The sequence below is a fragment of the Heyndrickxia camelliae genome, from assembly GCF_002844575.1.
GTDB lineage: Bacteria > Bacillota > Bacilli > Bacillales > Bacillaceae_C > Margalitia > Margalitia camelliae.
Genome location: NZ_PIQO01000067.1, coordinates 1 through 740, shown reverse-complemented (window position 1 = coordinate 740; position 740 = coordinate 1). Strand labels below are relative to the sequence as shown.

The 740-nt window shown below is 38.5% G+C and carries 1 protein-coding gene; it reads left to right on the top strand.

From position 1 onward, the window contains the following. Positions 1 to 740: ABC transporter permease (locus tag CWO92_RS24925; RefSeq protein WP_101356846.1), on the top strand; the 740-nt coding region annotated here is incomplete at both ends.

Here is a 740-nt window from a genome sequence, read left to right as displayed (position 1 = left end):
CCGGCTTATGTGCAATATGGAAGATGGATTAAAGGATTGGTACAGGGTGACCTTGGGATGTCTGTAATGCACCAAGTACCAGTTACACAATTATTGGAAGGCAGACTTTGGAATACCGTCATTTTGTCCGCAGCTGTTTTAATCCTATCTTATATCATTTCGATTCCACTAGGGATAGTTAGTGGTAGATGGACGGATTCATGGGCGGATAAGGCAATTGTTGGTTATAACTATTTGACCTTCGCGACACCATTATTCATCTTTGCTTTGCTAGTGCTATTTATCTTTGGTTTTGTATTAGGTTGGTTCCCAACGAGCGGAAGTGTCGACATAAGGGTGGAAAATGGATCGTTTGCCTATTATTTGAGCAAGTTAAACCATCTTATTTTACCGGCCTTTTCAGGTGCCATTATTAGTACAACTGCAACCATTCAGTTCTTGCGTAACGAAATTATTGATACGAAAATAAAAGACTTTGTAAAAACAGCCAGAGCAAAAGGGGTAAATGAATCTAAGGTATATACACGCCATATCTTAAGGAATTCATTTTTGCCTATTGCAGCCTTTTTAGGATATGAAATTACTGGATTGCTTAGTGGATCCGTGTTTTTGGAATCTATCTTTGGATATCCAGGAATGGGACAATTGTTTATTACCTCTATTTCGCAACGTGATTTCAGTGTGGTCACAGCAATCGTAATGTTATCTGGTTTTGCAACATTAGTTGGTACATTACTTTC